Below are 20,903 nucleotides of genomic sequence, written 5' to 3'. Positions count from 1 at the left end.
CACTGGAATGACCAAGGCAGATCCATTATTGCTAATCTCATCTCAGAGCATTATCGAAAAGTGGGTGGTAAGCCTACAATGAACTAAGTTTACAAAACAGGTAATAGAAATGTTTGTTCAGTATATATTTTTATTCTTTTGGTTGAAGTTTATGAGTTAGAATGCTTTTTTATTGCTTTTAAAATATCACCTATATTTTTCCATTCCGATATTTCTTGGGTCGTAAATTTTACGTTTAACTGTCTTTCAATTTCGACCACTAAATAAATATGGTTTAACGAATCCCATTCATCTATGTCTTGGGCGATGGTATCTTCATTAAGAACTATAGTGTTATTTTCCAAAACGTCCCTAAAAATTAAGGTTAGCTTTTCTAGATGCTCATTCATTTAATATAATGTTTTAATGTTTTTAATGTATTTATTTTTCCGCTGAACATATTTGTTGATTGTTCCTCTAGCCCCAATTCTTCAAGTAGGTTAGCTACAAGGGAATTTTTCTTTGAGGGTATATATTCACCTGTTAATAAGGTTGTTTTTTCTTTCGCAAGATCATCAATGATTTTGTTGATTACAAATGCCTCAACCCCTCTTTTTAGAACACGACAACTCATTATCCATGTATCTATAAAATAACTTTTATCTTTTTTCTTTTCCAATATAACCAAGGATATGAGTCCGTAATCCCCAAATTTATCCTTTAATTTAATTGCATAGGTCAGATGTTGATTTGAATTTATAAAATTACGAATATCATCCTCGGTATACCTTTTGGTTCTTAGATTAAATTGGTTAGATCTCTGGGTTAGTTGGGCGATTCTTGAAATATCTTTTACATCAAAAGAGGTACAGCTGCCTTTCATTTCCAAAGAAGATAAATAATCTTCCATGTTGGAAATTTTAAAACTTAACTTTTTCCTTTTCGCTTCCTGCTGATACTGTTTTGTGCGGTCCTTGTCATTCTCAGAAAAGGAAGCAGTGTCAAACAAATTTAAGTTATATAAGTAAGGTAGGTAATTGGCAGGATCAGATGGAAGCTCTGGTACAGTTACCTCTGGTAGATTTTGTCTTATTATTTCCCGTTCTGCCGGGTTGTCATCTAAGAATACCATGGAATCAAAACCTATGTCTAGAACATTTTGGATATATCTTATATTATCTGCCTTGTTTTCCCAGTTAGCAACGAATATGGAGATATCGTTTAGTGAAAGAACCATTTCCGGATGTTTTTCAAAAGGTTCCTTGGCAATTTCCTCATTATTTTTAGAGCAAACAGCTAGAATTATACCTCTATTTTTAAGCTCTTTAGCCCATTTTTGCAAATTGGTAAAAGCCTTTCCAATTCCTAAGGATCCTATCTGTATTCGATCCATGCCGTCATCCCCTATAATACCTCCCCAAAGGGTGTTGTCCAAGTCTAAAATAAGACATTTCTTAAAATTTCCATATAGGGCAGATATGAACGAAGCTGTTTGCTTTGCAAGATTGGACAAGGTTGGAAGGTTATAATGAACATCTGCGTTTATGTATATAGACATATCCCTGTAATCCAAACTTTGTAAAAGGTATTTGTTGATGTCTATGACAAAGAAATTAGATTCCGTTTGTGCTAATTTCAAAAGTTCACTATTGAGTTGAAGTAATTGATAGTAAAAGCTATGGTTTATTTTAGAAAAAAAATTACCGTAAATATGGTCATCCATTAGCTCGTAGGAAAAATATAAAATTTTGGATGTCTGTCCATTCTCCCGTAAGGAGTGAATTCTATTTTTAATATTGGTTACCTTATCGGCGCAAAATAAATTTCTTTCAGAGTTATCTTTAAGCTCATAAAAATTATCGCGTAGCTTTAAAGAAGACTCAAAAATAATAACAATGTCATATGATTTGGAGTAAAGTTTTGAGCTACTGTCTAAGATGGTGACATCAATTTGATCATAATTGGCCTCCAATATATCGGGATTGAAATCATTTATTTTTAAATAAGCGGTCAAAAAATTAGTGTAAAACTGAATAGAATGGTTCCCCATAATACAGATGGATGTTTTTTTTCCATCTTCAGGAATCTTATTTTTAACAAGTTTTTTAAGCTCGTTATAATTCAAAATGTCCTTGTGCATTTTTTAAAATTTTAAGGTTATCTGCCATCCAAATCTCTAAGTATAACAGTTTTATTGGAGATTTTAATATTGTTATAAGCTACTACTTTCTTTTCGTTTTGATGGGTGAAAAATGGTTTATAGTTTTGTTCAATACTCTTAACAATGTTTTTATTGGTGGTGTTTATATAATAGGCGTTAGCCTTAAAAAAAAGTTGCATAAGGGCACTTATACAGAGCCTATGCGATTCTTCGTCTTTGGCAAAGAACAGTTTTATTTCCAGAGCGTATTTATCAATGGCGAAAGATAACAGGCCAATTAGGACATTATCCCTTTTTATTTTAAAACTCTTTATTTTTTCAGTAGGGCCATCTAATTCATTCTTAAAATTGAACTGTATGTTGTCTAATTTCCACTTAATATATTTTTCATTTTTTTTAGTAAAATCATTTTTACTTCTTTCTTGTATGAAATCAAGGGCCTCCTTATCTATTTCAGGAATTGGAATTATTTGAAAGGATTTATTTAATTTTCTGTGAGCTAATTGTGTAGTAAAAAGATAAAAGTTGTATATCCCTAGATTGATAAAATTGACCAATGGATTTAAATATTTAAACTGCTTTTTTCTTTTAATTAAAAGATTGGTTGGCAATTTAAAGAACAAGGTAGAAATAGTTCTATTAGAAAGCTCATGGAATAGACGTTTGTTGTTATAGAATTTTTCTGTGATTTTAGTATAGGTTCCTACTAGAATTTGACCATCAAGTTTATTTATAGCTTCGAAGAAAAGTAGTGAGCCAATTTTTGAGCTAGAGCCGTTGTCAGAAGAAAAATCTTTAGATACCATCCAATTTTTAAGCCAGAATTTTTTAGTATAGGTTCCTGTTTCCAAAAGAAATTGGTCTGGTATAATTTCTATAGAAGCTATTATCTGGTTATTTTCTAGACCTATTATGGCACATATGTCACTATCCTCTAAATAAGGATTTTGGGTCAGCCAATTCGCGGTGTTTACGGTTAATAGACTATGGCCGTTTTGCCAATACTTGTTTTCAACTATTGCTTGTTTTAATTGTGAGCGGTTAAGGCTAATAATGTTTGGCATAAATGGTTGTGTAAAGCATGGATAAAATAATTTACCTACGTTTTCAAAGTTAATTTTTTTATCAGAAAAAGGCCTATATTTATTGTTAACGATGAATAAAATCGTTTAGTGGGGTCTATGACTAATAAAGTGTTTCAATGAGTATAGATAACAGAGAAGAGAGTATCCTTATTAGGTACAGAATTTTCTATATTTGGGAAAAAAATGTTCATCGACCTGAATATTAGCATCACTGGATTTTTCTGAAGCCAATTGATTTAAATACTCATATGCATCTTCATCTATAACTTTTCTACCCGTATAAAATACAACATCGTCATCTTTGGGAAATAAAGCTTTCTTATTTTTATATAGGCCATCTCCGTCAACTCTTCCACCTCCTAAGATATAGGATTTCTTTTGGTTAATACTTGCCCATTTGATTACTTCCACCCTAAGAAAATCATTAGGCCTACATTCAAAATATTCAGACAAGGTACCCCCTAAGAAAGCATAAATATCATCTTTATATCCTATAATAAGTTCGGTTGAAATTGGCTTATTTTCAAAATAGGTAAAAGCAATATAAAAATTATTGGGATTGGACAAAATCAAATTTTGAAAGTAGGAATTTGAAAAGTAATAATAGGAGGTTGCACTTCTACGTTTCATTGTATCCATGTAAATCTCATAAAAAGAAGAGATAACAATAGATGTAATTGCTTCTTTATTGAAAATTTTAAAAGATAGGTTGTGATTACATGCAGCCCTATAATTATTCCTCACTTTTGGTAAAAAAGCGTCCCATTGTTGTTCTTGGTCCTTTAAGATTCTACCCTTTATATTTTTTAAGGTAGGTAAAAGGTATCCATCGTAAAAATGTTGATTGTCTATTAATCCAAACCGAACAAATTCTGTAACAACACCATTATTTTTGTACCAATTTTTGACGTGCTTCCAGAACTCTTGATATTCTTCTTCTGGCAAATTCTCTATCAGAAGTGGACCTCCATACCCGTAAGGAGTTGTAACGTCGAAATAATTAGTAGTTTGATTTAATACAGATATTACTCTTAATAAAAATGGCATTAATATAATAGCCTCGTTATCTTTTTTGAAGATAAAATATTTTAAGGTGTTATTTTCATTTTCATAATAATTTAAATATTCATACCTGTAATAGGTATTGTTATTCCATTTTTGCTGTAAACAAGCTTTGTAAAAACATATTTTGGCCTCTGTTGAAAAATCTTCTACAAGTAATTGGTACGTATTTTTAGAATTCATTTTTTTTATTTATAACCGAAAATTCTGTTATTTTTGAATGATTTTTTCGTCCATCAATCCAAATTCTTGGAGTAAGGATGTGGCCAATATTTTGGAGCTCCATATTATTCTGCCACAATGTTCTAAATGCCAAACAGGTTTTTTTTCAATTACATTTCCTGCTAGTAATGGTCCTATAATGTAAAAACCTTTTGCATTAGCCTCAAGTTTCGTATTTACTTTGAAACCTTTCATCGATTTATTTTGCTCACATAAGCCAGATGTAATTAAATTTTTATATAAAATGGGGAGATCGTTTGAGGTTAGGCTAGTGCTGCCTATGCAATTGATAATGATATGAATGGCATCCTCGTACGTTTCTTTATTTTGAGTAAGGGTATTGGTATATTGGAAGCTATATTCAAATTCATTGCTATTTGTAATTTCTTCAAATCCGCCTGCTATGTGTTCAAACTTTCCTGATTTTTTTAGATCAATTATGGTATTAGTGTAATGGACCCCTGCACAACGCTGCCTTCTGCCAATTTCATTGCCATAAACACAAGCAAAGTTTCGGAGTTCCTCTTCGTTCAAATGGCTTAGGAGTTCACCAAAGGCTTTTGATATTGGTTTAACTGTGGTTGCGGCATCAAGGCCTAATTTTTCCGCCACACCAAGATCAGAAAAACATGCTTCAGCGATATGCTTTGCCTTTAATTCTTTCACTTTTTTTAAGGCAATTAAATGAGAAGGTTTAAATTTCTTTCCGAGTTCTTGGTCTATTTCCGAATTTGGTGTTAAACCGTGAGTAGATAAAAATATAAATTTATTTATTTTTTCATTAAAATGATTAGAATCATTCTGTTTATATAGCATTTCCAAGGCACTGGCGTTGGCTCCAACTAAAAGAACATTGGTTTTTAATCCTTTTCTCTTATCTAAAAAAGTTGAAATTTTTTCAAGGGTTTCATCTAGAGAAGGGTAATAAGGGTTGGAAATTAACAATAATTTTGATTCATCGTCAGTTATCTCTCGTTTAGGTTCCCATATCCTCCTAGGTGGTGGAGATCCAATGCCAAGCACAACCTTTCGGGTTAAAACGGTGTTTTTTTCTCCAATAATTTTATAATTCTCATCTGTGGCTATAACATTATCAACCTGCATGGAAATCAATTCATAGGTAATAGCTCCGGAAATTCGTGCATCTTCCAATGCTCTGGATACTTTGTCGTTGATATACTTCCCAAAAAACCAACGAGGAATAAAGAGATCTTTCCAAGCTCCTTTTTCAATGGCTTCCCTATTAAGGGATATCCATTTTTCAGTAAGTATTCCACCATCTTTTTTAAATTCATCTATAAGCCATACTTTATTTTCATTCAACCAAGGAATAAATTTCCCAAGTTCTGGTTCGGGAAGAAAGTCGGCCAATGAGGTAATTAATAAAGAGGAGGAACCAGATCTGTTGCCATAAGGAATACCAGTAAAGAATTCTTTGTTTTTTTCTATCAGTGCAATTTTAATTGGTTTTGCCGGTTTTTTTTCTTTTAAACCCTCTAAAAAATGCAAAATTGTAAAGGATGATGATATTCCAGAACCAATAAAGGCAATGTCATAAAATGGTTTTTGAATCGCTTTAGTACTTTGTTTAAATCTCAAAATTCTGCCTGGGTTGCCCACCATAACTGCATTCTCCGGAACATCTTTTATAATCACGGTACCAGCGCCAATAAGTGCTTCTTTTCCAACAGTTTTAACCCCAGTCATGATTGTTGATCCCATTCCGAAATAGGCATTTTCTCCAACATTTATTAGAGCTCCCAAATTAACTCCAGAAGACATAAAAACACCATCAGAAATATGGACATGGTGAGCAATGGTACTGCCCATATTGATCATTAAATAATTACCAATTTTGGTATGGGGCATAACTATATTGCCAGCGAGCATATATACGGCTTCGCCCAATATAACGTCTGGCGCTATGGAAACGGTTCGATGAATAAAACTCGGCGTTTTATATCCTTCTTTTTTTAATTGGGAAAGATATTTAACCCTAACTTGATTATCCCCAATGGGACAATACACATTAGCAATTCTTGATTTGAAATCCTTTGAAAGCAAATCTTCAAATTTGCCTAAAACAGGTAAACCCATGACGAGTTGGTCTTTTAAAGATTCATCATCATCTATGAAACCAATTAGGTTAATTCCTGCTTCTATGATATAGGAGGCATATACCTGTCCTTGGGTGCCCGCCCCTACAATTACTGAAGTGTTTATTGTTTTATCCATTAAAGGCTTGCATGTTTACATTTTCACTACTATTTACACCGTCCTTATAGATCACTTTTTTAAAAGTGAGTAAAATTATTTTAAGGTCTAGAAAAAATGATATATGTTCGGTATACCATACATCCAATTTAAATTTTTCTTCCCAAGAAATATTATTTCTGCCATTCACTTGTGCCCAGCCAGTTATTCCGGGTTTAACATTGTGACGCTGATTTTGAAAATCGTTATAAAGGGATAGGTACTTTACAAGTAGAGGTCTGGGACCAATCAAACTCATTTCTCCTTTTAAGACATTTAGCAATTGTGGTATTTCGTCTAAAGAATATTTTCTTATGAATTTACCAATTTTGGTTACTCTAAGATGATAGGGTAAAGGTTCGCCATGCGCATCTGTTTTATCGTTCATGGACTTAAATTTTATTAATTTAAAAATAACACCGTCCTTTCCTGGTCTAGGTTGCAAGAAAAATGGTTTCATCCCATTATGAAACGAAAGGGTGATTATAAGTATCAGAAAAATAGGGGACAGTACAATTAGGCCAATTAAAGCCAAACAGAAATCTATAATTCGTTTTAAAAAAGGATTGTACATATTTTCTATATTAAGGTAAATGTACTTCGATAGATCTTAAATGAATCACTTATCTCGTTATAATACACGTATCTTGGATGAGATTAATAAGGTTTTTTTTGTAAACTTCAAAACCTAACAATTGAGAGTATATATTCGATATTCATTTTGTTTCAATAGGTGTTCTTTTAATTATATTAAAACTATGATTCTATGCGATGTTTCAGGTCTTGAAACATATCTTGAACCATAATGGAAATTAAATTGGGGATTATTTTAGATTAGAAAGCAGGCACAAATTAGTAGCCTCTATTTTCCATTAACTCTAATTTTTTACTTTACAAAAATGGATAATGGGTTTTAGAGGTTCATATGAATTTTAGTTTATTGTTTTTTCCTGTAATCGTCAAAGTTATCCATTAAAACACGTTGATCCACAGCCACATCTTCAGAGGTAAGTACCTTTAGAAAGGTTTTGAACAAAATGCGTATATCCAAGTAAAAGGACATATTGTTCACGTATTCAATATCTTTTAAAAGTCGATCGTCCCAATTTAACAAATTTCTTCCAGATACTTGGGCTAACCCCGTAATTCCTGGTCGTACGCTATGTCTTTTCCTTTCTGCTTCGGTGTAATAGGGTAGGTAATGTACCCTTAAGGGACGCGGACCCACAAAACTCATATCTCCTTTAATTACATTTATTAATTGTGGTATTTCATCTAAGGAACTTTTCCTGAGAAACAGACCAAAGCCCGTTATTCTTTCTTGATCTGACAAAAGTTCGCCATGGGAATCTTTTTTATCGTTCATGGTTTTGAATTTTAGAATGCCAAATATTTTTTCATTCTTTCCTGGCCGTAATTGAAAAAAGAATGGTTTGCCGTCATTGGTAATCCATAGAATGCAAGTTATCACAATTGCAAAGGGAGAGAGTAATGATAATAGAAGTAGCGCAAAAAGGAAATCTAAACTGGGTTTTATATATTTTCGGTAGATCATAGGTGTGTTAAAAGGTAGGATTGAATTCCCTAAAAAATTAATTTAAATCGTTTTTGCCAATACCATTAAGGATACTACAAATATAGGCCATAGTGATTTCGTTATATCTAAAGTCGATATGGATGTTTAAATAGAAACCATAACCAACATTGTTTTCAGGCCATAATAGTGAGGGATAAATATGATGGGTGATAAGATAGGAACGTAGCTTTTGCATTTTTCTTTCAGTGTCTACAAAAAGTATGAGACCAAAGCTTGGTTGTATGTCCTTTACAACCTCAAATTCCTTTGATGGCTTTATTAGTGTATGTATTTTTTCTAAATGGCCTTGCTTTATCCTTAGATAATCGGTACGCAGGTATTCTTCTATAATATCTTCATGCTGCTTCATTAAAGGCACTAAATTTAGATTATTGTGCATTTTTTGTTCCTCTCTGTTAATGATTTCCAAAAAGGTCCGTTTTTTAGTTTCATCCGCTACGGGGCTTTCCTCATAGGATGCTTTTAGCTTCATTCCTTTTAAAATAGCATTCCAAATGTCTAGAAAGGAAGTGTCATTGGTAATAGGAACCCTAGAATCAATTTCTTTTCCATTTGGCCGCCAAGCTATTCCTCCTAAAGGTACTGGTGCCGATTTTCTAAGGGATGCGATACAATAATCGGCCCTACTTTCTTTACAAGACTTACTTAGCCAACCATGGGAGTGATCTTCAATGATGATACTGTTCTTGTTCCCTCTATTTATTTTACAAGTATCAATGCCCCAAAAATTATTGATTAAGACAATATCGTCGTCACTTGCAAAATCCAGTAGATTTATGGTTTCCTGTTCATTTTTAGGATTAACGGCATACATTTTAACATTGGAATAATTATTTTTGATCCAAGCAGTAACATGTTGGCAATAATATTCTGGGAGCCATATGGTGGTTATTTTTTTTTCTTTTTTTATGGCTTCAATCACATATTTTATAGCCTGCCTTCCCGTATAAAACAACAATTTATTTTGAGGTGAGAAGTTAGATTGATGTACTTTCAATTTAGGCGCATCTGTTGCTATATATGGGAAAAAGGAACCTATTCCTTTGTTTTTGTTTAAAAATGGGATATTGTCCATGAAATTTTAAATAAAATTGAAATTGGGCGTTTTACTGTTTAGGTTAAGCAAAGTAAATCATTTAAAAATTTTTATGACGATTTGTCAATTAAGATTTTGATATATTTAAAAAATATAAACAGATGAACGATAGATTTTTGGTAACAAGGGAAAAAATTTTATTTGTAGGATCTAGATATCATGTTCTAGATCAATTGCTCAGTTCGGAAAACAAGGAAGATATCCTTATTTATGCCCTTGAAAACAGTTATTTAGCTCAAATGCTAACCGATAAAAATATAGCATTTAGGGCCTTTGACTTTAAGGACAAAGGTAAATTCATGGAAGAGATCCTGAGTTTGGATTTTGATATTCTGATTTCCAATGGGTGTCCTTTTATACTGCCGGTACATAAGTTTGCCCCAGAACAATTATTGATCAATATTCACCCTACCTATCTCCCATTTTTACAGGGAAAGACTCCCATAAACGGTATCTTTTATGATGGGTATGAGTTTTACGGCGCAACTATGCACTTTATAGATGCTGGTATAGATACTGGGGCCATTATCTATCAAAAGAGAGTAGGGATTACCCCAGATTTAGATTTAGGCTTGTTGTACCATCTATCCATGAAACTGGAAGGAACTGTTTTTAAAATTGGTTGGGAATTATTAAAGCAGTCTAATTTTAAGTATCAGGGAGAAAAACAACAGGGAACATCCACCTATTTTAATAGGACACCTGAAATGCAACTTCTAGATTTTAAATCGCAGAATACATCGGCCATACTTCGAGCCATTAAAAGCTTTGGTATAAAGTCTCAAGGATGCAGTGCTGAAATTTCAAATAAGAATTATAGAATATATGAGGCTGAAAATATGATACACCCGCCCTTATTGAAGGAGTATCAAATGAGTGGACCAGGAAGCCTATTGTTGGAATATGACACTAAATTACTGGTGAAGACAAAAGATGGAATAATTAAAATAACCCGGTATGAGGTTTTAATAGGGTAAAAGTATTAGGGGGTGTAAGTTTTATGTTTTTCCGCAAATTTAATTACACTCCCCGGATTGCCAACAACCACACCGTAATCCGGAACATCTTTAATGACCACGGCTCCTGCTCCAATTACGGCCCATTTGCCAATATTGATACCTTGTATCACTGAAGCCCCAATTCCAAAATGCACTCCTTTTCCTATAGTTACATATCCAGCCACAGATGAATTAGGGGCAATATGGGAATAATCCCCTATTATACATCATGGCCAATAATTGCCCCTGCATTAATGATGCAATGCTTGCCTATCTCAGAAGCCGCCTTAATGGATGCAAGTGGCATTATAGATGTGCCCTCACCAATAGTAGATAATGTGGAAACAAAGCTAGTTGGGTGGGTGAGGATAGGATAATTTACATTTAAGCTATTCGAAATAGTTTCCCTTGCAGCATTGTCTCCAATGCATATATGAAAATCATCATCAGAGGAATGCTTTAATTTTTGAATTTGGGTTATGGGATAGCCCAAGATATTTTCTATTATTTTGACTATCGTCATAAATACCTGAAATGTTTAGTTTCAAATCTGACACTATCATGTCAATTATGGCTTTGCAATGTCCGCCAGCGCCGAATAAATACATAATGTTTTATCGAAATAGTTTTAGGGGGGTATAATACATTATCTCGAACCGCAATTTACGTAATAACCACCTCATTAAATTACTATGGTTAATTAAATTTAAATTAAAACCAGAAATTAAACCATTTCAGAAGCATTGGCGGTATTTCCTTACTTTGTCATAGTTTCTTTTATTAATGCAATTAAATGGTCATTTATGATGTCAACATTAAATTTTTTTTCTGCTAGGGCTCTACTAGCGATGCCCATTTCTTTTATTTTTATTGGATTTTCTAAAAAATATCCCATAGCTCTCTTTAGGTCCTCCAAACTTTGCGGCTTTATTAAGAAGCCATTTTCACCTTCTGTAACAGTTTCCCTGCAGCCAGGAGAATTTGTGGTAATGATGGGCATACCTACAGAAAGCGCTTCAAGAATGGATCTAGGGATACCCTCCCTATAAAATGTGGGCAAGACAAAAATATCAGAAGCGTATAACAACTCTGGAACATTGTCCTGTGGTCCGTGATATACAATAATTTCCTTGTGGTGCAACTCATTTAGTTTATCCAAATTAATGGCAGATGGGGACTTATCTGGTTTTCCAATGACGTGAAATTCTGCCTTTGGAAATCTTTTCTTAAGATCCTCAGCAGCTTCCATATAAAGGCTTACTCCTTTTTCTTTGATTAGGCGCGCTACGAGAATAAAAATAATTCTTTCAGAAGTCTTATTATTGATCCTGTTGGGATAGGTACCCAGATTAACTCCTGAACCATTGACGACTGCAATTTTTTTCGACTTTGGGATTATATTTCGTTCCAAAAATAATTGGTGATCATCACTATTTTGAAAAATGATCAGTTTATTTTTTCGGATAGATATTTTATATAAAAATTCGGTTGCTTTTTGCAATAATTTAGCCTTTGCCGAAGCTGCACTAAACGTGAATCCCAAACCCGTTATTAATGAAATTACAGGAATTTTCGCAAAATTAGCGGCAATGGAACCATAGATTACTGGCTTAATGGTGTAGGGAAAAACCAGATCTATGTTATGCTTTTTAATCATTTTGTTTAACTCAAAAATAGATTGTAAATCCTTGAATGGATTAAGGCGTGTTCGTTGTAGTTTAAAGGTAAGTGGGCTTGCGCCAAGCTCAATCAATTGGTCAGAGATTTCTTTGGTCATCTCTGGTGCTGCCCCAAAAACTTTGTATCCATTTTGTATCAGGCTTTTAATAAAGTCACCTCTAAAATGAATGATGGATTTATCATAAGAGCATAAAATAAGGATTCTATTATTTTCCATTTTTATATTTTTCAAATTTTAAGTGTAGTAGCTTTTTAAAAGCACAAGCTATTTTAAAAAGTATGTCTTTTGTATTTAAATATTGCTGATTATTGCTTTATAAAAAGAATCTTGTGTTCTTCCCTGTAAATAACCGTCAAAAATAGATCTATTCTTCTCTGTGTTATTTTGCAAACAATCGATAATTGCGTGGCTGAGTTCTTCGATATTATTAGGAGCACATTTAAATATTCCAGGGATATCTTCTATGCCTCCCGCACTTAATGTAGCTACCGCTTTTGTATTTTGAGACATCATTTGAAGCAGCACGTTCGGGAATCCTTCTATTCTGGAAGATAATATACATGCTTCAGCTTCTTTGAAATAGGGATATACATTAGGAACATAGCCAGGAAAAGTAATTTTGTCTTCCAACCCTAAGGAGTCCCTGATTTCTTCTAACTTTTTTTGATCCTTACCGGCTCCCAAAATTATCAATTCTAAATCTGGTATTTTTAATGAAACCTTATTAAAGGCTTCTATTAGGATATCAAAACCCTTGGCAGGAACAAGTCTGCCTGCTGCCACCAAATATTTTTTATTCTTTAAAGCTTTGATAGTTACTTTAGCTTTGGTTTCTATTTCCAGAAAATCAATGGGGTTGGGTATGACCTGTACTTTAATTCCTTCAAATAATTTAGGAAGGGCAGTAACGAGTTGGGTTTTCATATACTCCGTTTGACATATCACTAAAGATGATTTTGAATATCCAATGCGATAAAATAAACTATATAACATTAGTTTAGGACCTTTAAAAAGGTCAAAAATAGAATTTGATTCTCTTACTATAATCTTGGTATTTTTAAAGAAACCAATTTTTTTAGAGAACCCTAAGGTACCGTTGATTAGCGTTTGGGAAGTGAAAGTATAGTCGGTTTTTTGTTTGTGAAAAAAAAACAGATAAGGTATAAAATAAAGGATTCCCCATATGTAATTTGCAAATGGAAAATAGATAATCTTCATTTCATTTTCTAAATGGATCCAACCTTTTTTATTTTTCTTGGTTAAAATAATGACCTGTGCTTTATTACCATTTTTAACAAGATATTTTGCTAGGTTCATTACAATTTGTTCGGAACCTTGTACACTATCGGTTGGCAGTACAAATAGCCAGTTTTTAGTATTTATTTTATTTTTCAGAGATTGTGATCTTTTCAATTTATAATTAGTTGTGAGATGGGGAGAGTTGTATTTTTAAATTGCATAACTTTTATTTAATCCAAATTAGGCAACTGTAGCATATTTCCAAATTTACTGTCCCAAATTTGTGGTATGAATTTTTCATTTCCTGAACCAGCATGAAAGGTAAGCTCACCAAAGAAAATATTGTTTTCAATGACATAAAGGTCTACTCTAACATATATAAAATCCTTAGCGAATTGTTCTGCAATAGTTTTCATTTCTTCGTAAACAGCGGGTTTTGGAATATTTGGACCATTGTCATAAACCCATCTGCAATTTATCAAATTCCAATCCTTATCATATAAATTTCTTTTATGATTTGTGAATCTTTCGAAATGGATGTCTGTAAAAACTAACCTTCCATTAAAACAATGAAGTTTATAGTCAGATGGGATTTGTCCTTGCTTATTAAGTAAAAGTTTTTCAATTATTATACAAGGAGTTATATTTTTATATTGCCATTCTCCTTTTACTTCGCCATAACTATTATTGAGTTTTTTTTGAAACTTAATTCTTAGCTCACTCCAATTTATCAGATTTTTGTTTTTTATAATTGAGACTCCACCACTATCATGATTTGTTTTGATAATGACTGGATATTCTGGGATTTTTTCGGGTGAGATATCTTCAACGTTGGTAGTTTTTAAAATTAAAGGGATTAAATATTTTTCCCCGATTTTTTCCTTCACATATTTTCTGACAGCATATTTGTCAGCGCATTTTATATGGAGAGAGCTTCTGTCATGTAATTTTAACCATTGAATCTTTTCATTAAATGTCTTTGGTTCTTTCAAATTTAATGGATAACCTAACATTCTCTTAAATCGAATTTTTAGTAAAATTTCCTGAGGAATTATTTTGTTTCTTAATATTAGAAATGGGTCGATAATTGACTTTCCTATCTCCGTACTATAATATATTTTTTTTAAAAATTTTCTCATAAAACTTAAACAAATTAGAATGAATTGAATGTATTATACGATTTTATTAAAACCACTTAATAAGATTTAACAGTATGTTATTATCTTAATTTAAAACCAACATGTTCTTTAGTTTTAAGGTATTAACTTTTTATCACTAATTCTTTTAGTAGTTTTTCCCATTTACTACCGATTGTTTCAATAGAAAACTTATTTAATGATCTTGGAGCATTTTTTTTAAATTTTTGTCTAAGTGCATTATTTTGTATCAATTCGTTTAAACCAATTATCATTTTATCAATATTTTGGTTTTCTATTAAATTACCATTAATATTAGTATCTATAATATCAGATGGGCCGGAAATACAATCATAAGAAATACAGCACATTCCTTGAGACATTGCTTCCATTAATACCATAGGTAATCCTTCAAACCGTGAGGATAATATAAAAATCTCAGAATTTAACATTATTTCTCTAACCTCTGAAGTAAAGCCGTTAAAAATTATTTTGTCTTCAACCCCAAGTTCTATAGATTTATTTTTTAGAATTTTTAAACCGTCATCACCGCCTCCAACAATTCTTAATTTCCAATTCGGGTTATCTATTAAAACTTTTGAAGCAATTGTAATAAGGTTATCAAACCCTTTATGGAAATATCGATCAAGATTACCGACAGCTATAATTTCTTTATTACGTTCCCTCAATATATCCGCATCTTTAATAATGCTAAATGGACAAGGGTTCGGCATAACTAGGACATTTTTATTTTTTTTAGAAAAATATTCTAAATCATAATTAGTAAGGATAGTAACAGCATCGCTGTAAGAATATAAATAATTCCATAGGAAACGCCTTGAAAATGAATTATTTTGAGAATGGTTTATATGTTCTGAGACTATTATTTTAATATTGAAAATTTTCGCAATTGGAATTGTCATATAACCTAATAGATTAATATGAGAACTTATAATATCTGGTCTATTACTTTTTTTTCTGTAAAAGTAAGATAGGCCAAAGAAACCATTGACAACTACAGATTGAAAAAATGGATGTTTATGAAGTTTAATTCTTTTTATTCCTTTATCAAGCTCATATTTATCGGATCCTTGAAAAGTAATAATTCTTATTTCATATCCTTTATTGTTTAAATAATTTGCAACAAGACTTACAACACGTTCGGCGCCACCTCCGCTCATTTTATTAATTATAAAATCAATTTTCATATGTTTAATTAAAATTTTATCGTTAAATAATTTAACCTATAACTAAAAGGGAATATTTTTTTAATATTTAACAGATATTCGATAATGCGTTTTCATAATCTGTAGTGTAAAATACGAGGAAAATAGTTTTCGAATTTTAAATATACTTATCATTAAAAATAAATATTAAGGTAACGGTTCATAGATTTTATCTTCTGTTATCATATAGCCTATAAATGCAAACAAAACGATTAGATAGGGTTGATTAATTACAGTTTGGAGAGTAATCATATAAATTGTTAATATTACAAGTATGGACAAAGAGAAATATCTATATTCCACTCTAGAGAGTAAAGCTCGAATAAAATGTTGAAAAAGTAAAAACAAAAAGAACATAAAGCTAAATATTCCAGCATCAGCCCAAACTCCAATAATAGTATTATGTCCGCTTATAGACGTAGAAAAATAAACTCCATTTCCTATAAAGGGATTTTCATTTACGTAATTCATCATGTTCTTTAATAATTCCTCCCTTCCAGAATATGAAACTTGTTCCGTATTTAAAGTTAAAACATTAATCACATTTTCGATCCTATTTTTTTGAATTGAATTTAAAAATGAACTATTTAAAGCGCCTTGAATTAGAAAAAAAGCGGCTAAAGGAATTATAATAATTAAAAACAGTATTCTTTTAGGCTTAAAAAATCTCTGATATGATAATCCTAAGATAATTAATAATATAATAAAACCGGTATTAGAAAAAGTAAGGACTAAAGCATATAATGAAATTGCCAAACATAGGATTTTGATTATTTTTTGGAATAGATTAATTGGAATGAATACATTTTTTATAAAAACAAAAGATAATAAACAGACTAAAGCTGCATTATTTGCATCTCCGTACAGCCCACCCGCTCTACTTAATTCATACTCGTATATTCCGCCTGAATCCATAGAGAAATTAATGCGCTGAAAATAAATAAGCATTAGACTTGCAATAATAAGAGTTAATGTAGCAACTTTAGAAAATAGTTTGAAATATTCATTTTTACCCAGTAAAAATGAAAATCCAATGAAATATATTATCGGGATTAAAGTTTTCAACAATGGCGCTTCGGGAAAATGTAGTATATTTCCAATTAGACCAAAACAATAATAAAATAAAAAAAATCCAATCCATAATTTGATTGTGTAAGGAAATGGTTTACTTTCTTTTAATAATAAAATGGTACCAGCAATTATTAGAAGAACATTTGAATAAGCCATATTTTGTGCTAACGATACAGACACAAATTTTGTAACAAAGGCCTGGATATTAAGAGCGCTAAATACGAATGGTAACAAGAAAAAAATGGAAATTAATTTTTTCATATTAACTATTTAAAACTTTTGCAAAGAGTTGTTCCCATTTTAACATTATGGAATCCATAGAGTAGTTTTCCAAACTTTTTATACCATTGCTCGCCAGTTTTCTTCTTAGAGTCTGATCATTTATTAATGTTTCCAATCCATTTTGCATGGCTACCATATCTTGATCTTTAATTAAAAGACCGTTCTGATTATTGGTTATAATGTCAGAAGGACCAGTTTTACAATCGTATGCAATGCATGCCATGCCTTGGGACATAGCTTCCAATAATACCATAGGCAAGCCTTCAACACGGGAAGACAAAACAAAAATCTCTGATTCTTGCATTATTAAATCTATATCAGATCTAAAACCAGCAAATTGAATCTGATGACTCATTTTGTTTTTAATTACCATGGTGTTTAAAAATTTTAAGCCTTCATTTCCACTGCCGATAATTTTCAATTGCCAATCGCTATGTTCTTTTAAAATAGGACTAATTAAATTTATTAAATTGTCAAAACCTTTTATATGATACCTATTTAAATCACCTATCGCAAGTATTATTTTTTCAGAATCCGATTTTGACTTTTGAAGTGGCGAAAATGTACATGGATTTGGTAATATTTGAACTTTTGCTCCTTTTTTTTCGTAAAACAACTTATCAAAAGAAGTGAGGATCGTAACATAATCTGAAAATTGATATAAATAATTACGAGTAAATTTTGTTACATAATTTCCAAAGTTTAGATGATTAGTGTGCTCGGAGCATATAATTTTTATTTTATAAAGTTTTGCTACTGGTATAGCGACTAGACTAATAGGCGGCAAAAAGGAAATTATAATGTCTGGGCGATTTTCTTTTTTATTATAATATTTATTTAGCTGTAATAGTCTACGAATAGTATGATTTTTGATATTACCACCATGTAATTTCACTCTATTAATTTGAGATGAGACATCATAAGATTGCCCTGTATTCAAAGTTATAATTGATATGTCGTAATTTCTATTTATAAATTCGTTGGCCAAGAGCACCATAACCCTTTCGGCTCCTCCACCTGCAATTGAATTGGAAATAAAATCGATTTTCATGTTGACAAAAATATTTTAAGATTTTTTGAGATTTTATACTGGTAAAACTTAATTTTTTAAGACCTTATTTTTTACAAATAGACGGTAAGTATAACCCATATATATTAAACTCGCTATTACGTAAACTATTGTAGTAGCTAATATTAATCCATATACACCATACATTTTAACTAAAACAATATTCATGATTAGGTTTAAAATTAAGTTCCAAAAAGAGGTCCAAGCCATAAATTTGTTTTTATTGATGGCCGTTAAAAATTTCACGCATACCAAGGTGCATAGATAAAAAGGGACATAAACCAATGCTATTCTCTGAATGTTTGCTACTACATAGGTGTCCTCTGAGGTGAATTCTTTGCGTTCGAACAAAATTCTAATTATGTCATCCGAAAACAGTATGGTTAAAATTGTAATTAACAGCCCGCCAAAAAATACCAATTTCAATATTTTAAAAAGTTGCTGATAGGCCCTGTCAAGGTCAGTGCTTATCAGTCTGGAGAAATGGGGTAATAAGACATTACCAATGGCCAGGATTAAAATACCAACGGTAAATGCAGGGATTTTTATACCATAATTTAAGGCGGCAATGGAGCCGACCACTAATTGGGCTGCAAAAAATTGATCTACAAACGGGTTTATACCGGTCAGTAATCCTGAGATAGACTTTGCTGGATATTGTTTTAGCATTTCGTTCATATTCTCATTTCTTTTCAATGGCCCAATAGCAATTAGCTTATTGATAAGAGTAGAACCAAGAGTATACAAAAAGCTAATGAAACTACCTGCCAACATCCCTATTACAATTACCTTATCTCCAAATAGATCTTTAAAAAATACTAAGCATATAATCATCCCAATCGGTAAAAATATTTGTGATATGGTGGATGAAAAATAATTGTTATTAATTTCTTGCAAGCCATTAAGAAAGCCGGTATAGCCCCAAAAAAATAAGCAAGGAAGAACGTAGTACAATTGTGTTCGAACCAAGTGGTAATAACCAATAGTGTGTCCAGGAAAAACAAAATCAAGAAAAAATTCAGCAAATATGATAGCGAAAATTGTGAGAATAATGGCAATGATTGTTATTAGATAAAAGGTGAAGGTTTGAAAACTACCTTTTTGTTGGGTGGTATTAAGTTCAATAATGTAATTTGGGATGAATAAGTTCTTTAGAGAAACTATAAAAACAGTTTGGATGATAGTAGGAACGAGTATTGCGATATAATAGGTATCCAAAACCTCTGAAAGTCCAAAATTTGAGGCGATGATGGTTTCCTTATAAAAGCCTACCAACTTTACAAGTACCGAAATAAAACCGACTAAGAGGATGTTCCTAACCAATGGATTTTTTCTAAGATTCGAAAATTTAGAGAATAATAGCTTTTGTTTGAAAAAGTCCATAAAATATTATACTTTTTAAATAAAATTGGATCTTAAAAATGGGTAATCTTTATATTAAATAATTATTCCTAAACCGTTTTATAACCTACCTTCAATGTCTCCCGTTAATACTCCCTTAATATCATAGATAATTCCATTGGGCTTAATCATAGAATTAAGATCCATTTTTAAAAATTCTTTATGGGACACAGCAAGTATAACTGAATCATAAGTATCCAAAGGCACCTCATTTCTTATGGCTAACCCATATTCTTCCATCACCTTTTTTGGAGAGGCCCACGGATCAAAAATAGTGGTATGTACCCCATAACTATTTAGTTCACTAATTACATCCACAACTTTGGTATTTCTAACGTCCGTGCAATTTTCTTTAAAGGTGATCCCTAAAATCAAGATTTTGGAGCCTTTTATTTTAATTTCATGTTGCAACATAAGTTTAACAACTTGGGAGGCAACATATTTTCCCATTCCATCATTAATGCGTCTACCTGCCAAAATAATTTCAGGATGATAACCGTATTCTTGGGCCTTTTGCGCTAGATAGTAGGGATCAACCCCTATACAGTGCCCTCCCACCAATCCTGGCTTAAAGGGCAGGAAATTCCATTTGGTTCCGGCAGCCTTTAAAACAGCCTGGGTGTCTATACCCATTAAATTAAAGATTTTAGACAGTTCGTTTACAAAGGCAATATTAATGTCCCGTTGGGAATTTTCAATCACCTTAGAGGCTTCCGCTACTTTTATGGAGGGGGCCAAATAGGTGCCTGCAGGTATAACAGAAGCGTAGAGTTCATCTACTTTTTCACCTACCTCTTTGGTAGATCCAGCGGTTACTTTTACTATACCGTCTATAGTGTGTTCTTTATCCCCCGGATTAATTCGTTCTGGGGAATAACCCACAAAAAAATCTATATTAAATGTTAATCCACTTATTTTCTCTAGCACCGGAACACATTCCTCCTCCGTAGCCCCAGGATAGACCGTAGATTCATAAATAACGATATCTCCCTTTTTGAGCACTTTACCAACAGTTTCACTGGCTTTGAACAATAGGGATAAGTCAGGCCTATTTTTGACATCTACTGGAGTAGGCACGGTAATAATATAATAATTGCAGGTTTCAATATCAGCTAGAGAGGAGGAACAAAACAATCCTGCAGCAGTTGAGGGACCATTTTTTAAAATGGAGCCCAACTTTTCCTCATCAACCTCTAAAGTAGAATCCCATCCAGCATTTAATTCTTGGATTCTATCCGTATTGATGTCAAAACCTATCACAGGATACTTTGTAGCCATGATATGGGCTAAAGGCAATCCTACATATCCCAGTCCTATTACTGCAATGTTAATATGGAGCAAAACT

General features: G+C 32.1%; 20 protein-coding genes. 1 reads left to right on the top strand and 19 read right to left on the bottom strand.

The genetic code is table 11. The annotated features are described in order from the left end of the window. Positions 1-149: 149 nt before the first annotated feature. From ABXZ36_RS10220 to ABXZ36_RS10185, 8 genes are all read right to left on the bottom strand, one after another. Positions 150-389, bottom strand: a complete 240-nt coding sequence (locus ABXZ36_RS10220) for an acyl carrier protein (RefSeq protein ID WP_354615421.1) — start codon at positions 387-389, stop codon at positions 150-152. Then, positions 386-2,119 (bottom strand): HAD-IIIC family phosphatase, encoded by a 1,734-nt coding sequence (locus ABXZ36_RS10215; protein WP_354615420.1) that lies wholly within the window; start codon positions 2,117-2,119, stop codon positions 386-388. Before ABXZ36_RS10215 ends, ABXZ36_RS10220 begins: the two co-directional genes overlap by 4 nt. 17 nt (positions 2,120-2,136) lie before the next feature. Next, positions 2,137-3,204 carry a hypothetical protein gene (locus ABXZ36_RS10210; RefSeq protein ID WP_354615419.1) on the bottom strand — a complete coding sequence of 356 codons (1,068 nt, stop codon included), beginning with the start codon at positions 3,202-3,204 and terminating at the stop codon, positions 2,137-2,139. 171 nt (positions 3,205-3,375) lie between these two features. Further along, positions 3,376-4,470, bottom strand: coding sequence for a GNAT family N-acetyltransferase (locus tag ABXZ36_RS10205; protein WP_354615418.1), 1,095 nt, complete (start codon positions 4,468-4,470; stop codon positions 3,376-3,378). 27 nt (positions 4,471-4,497) lie between these two features. Then, positions 4,498-6,744, bottom strand: a complete 2,247-nt coding sequence (locus tag ABXZ36_RS10200; RefSeq protein ID WP_354615417.1) for a NeuD/PglB/VioB family sugar acetyltransferase — start codon at positions 6,742-6,744, stop codon at positions 4,498-4,500. After that, positions 6,737-7,336, bottom strand: a complete 600-nt coding sequence (locus ABXZ36_RS10195; RefSeq protein WP_354615416.1) for a sugar transferase — start codon at positions 7,334-7,336, stop codon at positions 6,737-6,739. The genes ABXZ36_RS10200 and ABXZ36_RS10195 overlap by 8 nt, the downstream gene beginning before the upstream one ends. 363 nt (positions 7,337-7,699) lie before the next feature. Further along, positions 7,700-8,317, bottom strand: coding sequence for a sugar transferase (locus ABXZ36_RS10190; RefSeq protein WP_354615415.1), 618 nt, complete (start codon positions 8,315-8,317; stop codon positions 7,700-7,702). Positions 8,318-8,354: 37 nt separating this feature from the next. After that, positions 8,355-9,434 carry a hypothetical protein gene (locus ABXZ36_RS10185; protein WP_354615414.1) on the bottom strand — a complete coding sequence of 360 codons (1,080 nt, stop codon included), beginning with the start codon at positions 9,432-9,434 and terminating at the stop codon, positions 8,355-8,357. A gap of 122 nt (positions 9,435-9,556) precedes the next feature. On the opposite strand from ABXZ36_RS10185, the gene ABXZ36_RS10180 reads away from it, so the two are divergent. Continuing rightward, entirely contained in the window at positions 9,557-10,432 is an 876-nt protein-coding gene (locus ABXZ36_RS10180; protein ID WP_354615413.1) for a formyltransferase family protein, read from the top strand. A gap of 5 nt (positions 10,433-10,437) precedes the next feature. Here the strand turns inward: ABXZ36_RS10180 and ABXZ36_RS10175 are convergent, their stop codons facing one another. From ABXZ36_RS10175 to ABXZ36_RS10125, 11 genes are all read right to left on the bottom strand, one after another. Then, positions 10,438-10,638 carry an LbetaH domain-containing protein gene (locus ABXZ36_RS10175; protein WP_354615412.1) on the bottom strand — a complete coding sequence of 67 codons (201 nt, stop codon included), beginning with the start codon at positions 10,636-10,638 and terminating at the stop codon, positions 10,438-10,440. A gap of 35 nt (positions 10,639-10,673) precedes the next feature. Continuing rightward, positions 10,674-10,976: an LbetaH domain-containing protein gene (locus tag ABXZ36_RS10170; protein WP_354615411.1), complete on the bottom strand. Its 303-nt coding sequence runs from the start codon at positions 10,974-10,976 to the stop codon at positions 10,674-10,676. Next, positions 10,900-11,061 (bottom strand): PglD-related sugar-binding protein, encoded by a 162-nt coding sequence (locus ABXZ36_RS10165; protein ID WP_354615410.1) that lies wholly within the window; start codon positions 11,059-11,061, stop codon positions 10,900-10,902. Before ABXZ36_RS10165 ends, ABXZ36_RS10170 begins: the two co-directional genes overlap by 77 nt. Positions 11,062-11,210: 149 nt before the next feature. Beyond that, positions 11,211-12,350 carry a glycosyltransferase family 4 protein gene (locus ABXZ36_RS10160; RefSeq protein ID WP_354615409.1) on the bottom strand — a complete coding sequence of 380 codons (1,140 nt, stop codon included), beginning with the start codon at positions 12,348-12,350 and terminating at the stop codon, positions 11,211-11,213. A gap of 75 nt (positions 12,351-12,425) precedes the next feature. Then, positions 12,426-13,547 carry a glycosyltransferase gene (locus tag ABXZ36_RS10155; protein ID WP_354615408.1) on the bottom strand — a complete coding sequence of 374 codons (1,122 nt, stop codon included), beginning with the start codon at positions 13,545-13,547 and terminating at the stop codon, positions 12,426-12,428. Between the two features lie 56 nt (positions 13,548-13,603). Then, complete coding sequence (locus ABXZ36_RS10150; protein ID WP_354615407.1) at positions 13,604-14,512, bottom strand: ATP-grasp fold amidoligase family protein; 909 nt, start codon at positions 14,510-14,512, stop codon at positions 13,604-13,606. A gap of 122 nt (positions 14,513-14,634) precedes the next feature. Then, the gene (locus tag ABXZ36_RS10145) at positions 14,635-15,717 is read right to left on the bottom strand and encodes a glycosyltransferase family 4 protein (protein WP_354615406.1); all 1,083 of its coding nucleotides are present in this window, start codon (positions 15,715-15,717) and stop codon (positions 14,635-14,637) included. Between the two features lie 165 nt (positions 15,718-15,882). Beyond that, a complete protein-coding gene (locus ABXZ36_RS10140; protein ID WP_354615405.1) occupies positions 15,883-17,067 on the bottom strand; it encodes an O-antigen ligase family protein in 1,185 nt (394 codons plus the stop codon). Between the two features lies 1 nt (position 17,068). Next, complete coding sequence (locus tag ABXZ36_RS10135) at positions 17,069-18,139, bottom strand: glycosyltransferase family 4 protein (RefSeq protein WP_354615404.1); 1,071 nt, start codon at positions 18,137-18,139, stop codon at positions 17,069-17,071. Between the two features lie 48 nt (positions 18,140-18,187). Then, positions 18,188-19,540: a murein biosynthesis integral membrane protein MurJ gene (murJ, locus tag ABXZ36_RS10130; protein ID WP_354615403.1), complete on the bottom strand. Its 1,353-nt coding sequence runs from the start codon at positions 19,538-19,540 to the stop codon at positions 18,188-18,190. 78 nt (positions 19,541-19,618) lie between these two features. After that, positions 19,619-20,899 carry a nucleotide sugar dehydrogenase gene (locus ABXZ36_RS10125; RefSeq protein ID WP_354615402.1) on the bottom strand — a complete coding sequence of 427 codons (1,281 nt, stop codon included), beginning with the start codon at positions 20,897-20,899 and terminating at the stop codon, positions 19,619-19,621. Positions 20,900-20,903: the final 4 nt, after the last annotated feature.

This window comes from Sediminicola arcticus (assembly GCF_040566695.1).
In the GTDB taxonomy this organism is placed as follows: domain Bacteria; phylum Bacteroidota; class Bacteroidia; order Flavobacteriales; family Flavobacteriaceae; genus Sediminicola; species Sediminicola arcticus.
Note: the sequence above shows the minus strand (reverse complement) of the source record. Positions and strands in the feature narration are given on the sequence as shown.

Bases quoted from the DNA above. Each gene is read 5' to 3' on its own strand.
- ABXZ36_RS10180 (WP_354615413.1), top strand. From the start codon at position 9,557: ATGAACGATAGATTTTTGGTAACAAGGGAAAAAATTTTATTTGTAGGA.
- ABXZ36_RS10190 (WP_354615415.1), bottom strand. From the start codon at position 8,317: ATGATCTACCGAAAATATATAAAACCCAGTTTAGATTTCCTTTTTGCG.
- ABXZ36_RS10220 (WP_354615421.1), bottom strand. From the start codon at position 389: ATGAATGAGCATCTAGAAAAGCTAACCTTAATTTTTAGGGACGTTTTG.
- ABXZ36_RS10145 (WP_354615406.1), bottom strand. From the start codon at position 15,717: ATGAAAATTGATTTTATAATTAATAAAATGAGCGGAGGTGGCGCCGAA.
- ABXZ36_RS10195 (WP_354615416.1), bottom strand. From the start codon at position 7,336: ATGTACAATCCTTTTTTAAAACGAATTATAGATTTCTGTTTGGCTTTA.
- ABXZ36_RS10160 (WP_354615409.1), bottom strand. From the start codon at position 12,350: ATGGAAAATAATAGAATCCTTATTTTATGCTCTTATGATAAATCCATC.
- ABXZ36_RS10205 (WP_354615418.1), bottom strand. From the start codon at position 4,470: ATGAATTCTAAAAATACGTACCAATTACTTGTAGAAGATTTTTCAACA.
- ABXZ36_RS10140 (WP_354615405.1), bottom strand. From the start codon at position 17,067: ATGAAAAAATTAATTTCCATTTTTTTCTTGTTACCATTCGTATTTAGC.
- murJ (WP_354615403.1), bottom strand. From the start codon at position 19,540: ATGGACTTTTTCAAACAAAAGCTATTATTCTCTAAATTTTCGAATCTT.
- ABXZ36_RS10165 (WP_354615410.1), bottom strand. From the start codon at position 11,061: ATGTATTTATTCGGCGCTGGCGGACATTGCAAAGCCATAATTGACATG.
- ABXZ36_RS10215 (WP_354615420.1), bottom strand. From the start codon at position 2,119: ATGCACAAGGACATTTTGAATTATAACGAGCTTAAAAAACTTGTTAAA.
- ABXZ36_RS10185 (WP_354615414.1), bottom strand. From the start codon at position 9,434: ATGGACAATATCCCATTTTTAAACAAAAACAAAGGAATAGGTTCCTTT.
- ABXZ36_RS10135 (WP_354615404.1), bottom strand. From the start codon at position 18,139: ATGAAAATCGATTTTATTTCCAATTCAATTGCAGGTGGAGGAGCCGAA.
- ABXZ36_RS10210 (WP_354615419.1), bottom strand. From the start codon at position 3,204: ATGCCAAACATTATTAGCCTTAACCGCTCACAATTAAAACAAGCAATA.
- ABXZ36_RS10150 (WP_354615407.1), bottom strand. From the start codon at position 14,512: ATGAGAAAATTTTTAAAAAAAATATATTATAGTACGGAGATAGGAAAG.
- ABXZ36_RS10200 (WP_354615417.1), bottom strand. From the start codon at position 6,744: ATGGATAAAACAATAAACACTTCAGTAATTGTAGGGGCGGGCACCCAA.
- ABXZ36_RS10170 (WP_354615411.1), bottom strand. From the start codon at position 10,976: ATGACGATAGTCAAAATAATAGAAAATATCTTGGGCTATCCCATAACC.